Annotated in this window: 1 protein-coding gene; it reads left to right on the top strand. The window is 62.1% G+C overall.

Annotated features, from left to right (window positions below):
• Nucleotides 1-407 precede the first annotated feature (407 nt).
• Nucleotides 408-2,178, top strand: a 1,771-nt coding sequence (locus tag OXG98_00305) for a VCBS repeat-containing protein (protein MCY3770455.1), incomplete at its 3' end; no start/stop codon positions are given.

Below are 2,178 nucleotides of genomic sequence, written 5' to 3'. Positions count from 1 at the left end.
AAACACTCGTACAACAACACCCATGCCCGGAGACACCCGCCATCCCGCAAATCCCACAAAATCCAGCAAATCCTGATTCAGACAATCAGCTCAACGCCCAAACACGTCAACGCCCGCAAACACTCGCAGACTCTCGTAAACTCTTATGAACGCTTGTAAACACTCGTACAACAACACCCATGCCTGGAGACACCCGCCATCCCGCAAATCCCACAAAATCCAGCAAATCCTGATTCAGACAATCCGCCCAATGCCCAAACACGTCAACGCTTCCGAATCTCTCGTAAACTCTCGTAAACTCTCATGAACGCTCGTACGACCACACCCATACCTGGAGACACCAGCAATCACAGTTCATCCCCTAAATCCCATAAAATCACAGTTCAGACAACCCAAAGTCCCAACCCATGACCACAACCTGGACCACCCGCGGCTTCGAAAACTTTCGCCAAGGCCACTTCGGCAACGCCGGCCAGAACCTCTACGTCTCCCGCGCCGGCGTCCTCCAACGCATCCACCAGTACGACCTCAACGGCAACGGCTACCTCGACCTGGTCTTCTGCAACAGCCAGAACCACCAGGAGCGCCCGCCCGCCTACCTGTACGCTGACCCCTTGGGCACTGCCACCCGCACCGACCTGCCAGCCGAAGGCGCGTGGACCGGCGCCGTCGCCGACCTAAACGGTGACGGTTACGACGACCTGGTCCTGGGCATGCGCAACAACGGCATCCGTCCCGACCTCAATGCCACTGTCTACTACGGCGCCCCCGACGGCATGAGCGAACGCCGCCAGCAGCAGCTGCCCGTTCCCCAGTGCGAGTCGGTGGCAGCAGGGGACTTCGACGGCGACGGCCGTCCCGACCTTGCCTTCGCAAGCCAGGGCGCCCTCCGCATCTTTTTTCAATCTGAATTGGGTTTCGAGCCGCAGAGGTTCGTGGATCTGGACATCGCCGCCGACCAACTGGCCGCCGGCGACCTCGACGGTGACGGCTTCGACGACCTGGTCGTCCGTTCAGAAGAGGGCCGCGTAACCGTATACTGGGGCGGTGCCGATGGTATCAACCCGGATCGCGCCACCGTCTTCTTCGAGCCTGACTCGGAGCGGCCCCGCCCGTCAGACGGCGCGATCCAATACGCCGAGCACGTTGAGGAAGCAAAGCCGCTGGCCGGCATCGTCCATCTGAACGGCCTTCCACACCTCTTCCTGCCCAGATCGCAAACCGTCACCCTTTTGCCGGTCAACAAGGATCGGCGCTCAGGCCCTCCCTTGGAACTGTTTTGCACCCAGGCTTTGGCCGTGGCCGTTGGCGACGTAAACGGGGACGGAAGCGACGACTTGGTTTTTGCCTGCCGCGATCTCGACAATGAGCGAGAATGTTCCTGGATCTACTGGGGCGGCCCGGACGGGTTCGACGAGACCCGCAGCACACCGCTCAACAGCCATCAAGCTTGTGATGTCGCAGTCGCCGACCTGTCCGGGAACGGCTGCGCCGACGTCATCCTCTGCCAGACCCATACCCCCGACTCCTACAGCGCCGACTCGCTCATCTACCGCACCTCTCGCACCGGCATCGACCCTGAGCCGGTCCGGCTTCCCTGCGAGGATGCCCGCCGCGTCCTGCTGGCGCGAGACGGCCCTGACGCACGGCCGCACGTGATCTTCGTCAACCACTTCGGCCGCAACCGCCTCGGTAACATCAATCCCTACATCTACTTCGGCGACGCCGAAGGTTTCTCTCCGGAGAGACGGCAGGAGCTGCCCGGCTGGGGCGCCGTCGAGGCCCTCTGCTGCGATTTCAACGACGACGGCCGCGTCGACATCGTCCTTGCCAACGCGTCGGAAAACTCCGTCGACCGCGATCCGGGCTCCTATCTGCTGCTAAACGGGCCCGACGGCTTTGCCGATGAACCAACCTGGATCCTGCCCACCAACCGCGCGCACGGCGCCTGTGTCGCCGACATCAACCGCGACGGCCACCTGGACCTCATCTTCTGCGGCTTCGACAATCCCGACCTCCTCATCTTCCACGGAACTGCCTCCGACACCCCGAACGGCCTCTGCTTCGACACCGCCAACCCCCAACGCATCCGCCTGGAGCACCAAGGCAAGCTCTACAACGAGCCGCGCTGGATCTACCTCGCCGATCTCAACAACAACGGCTGGCTGGACCTGGTCG

It is taken from the genome of Gemmatimonadota bacterium, assembly GCA_026706345.1.
Taxonomy (GTDB): domain Bacteria; phylum JAAXHH01; class JAAXHH01; order JAAXHH01; family JAAXHH01; genus JAAXHH01.
This window is presented reverse-complemented; position numbering and strand designations above follow the sequence as displayed.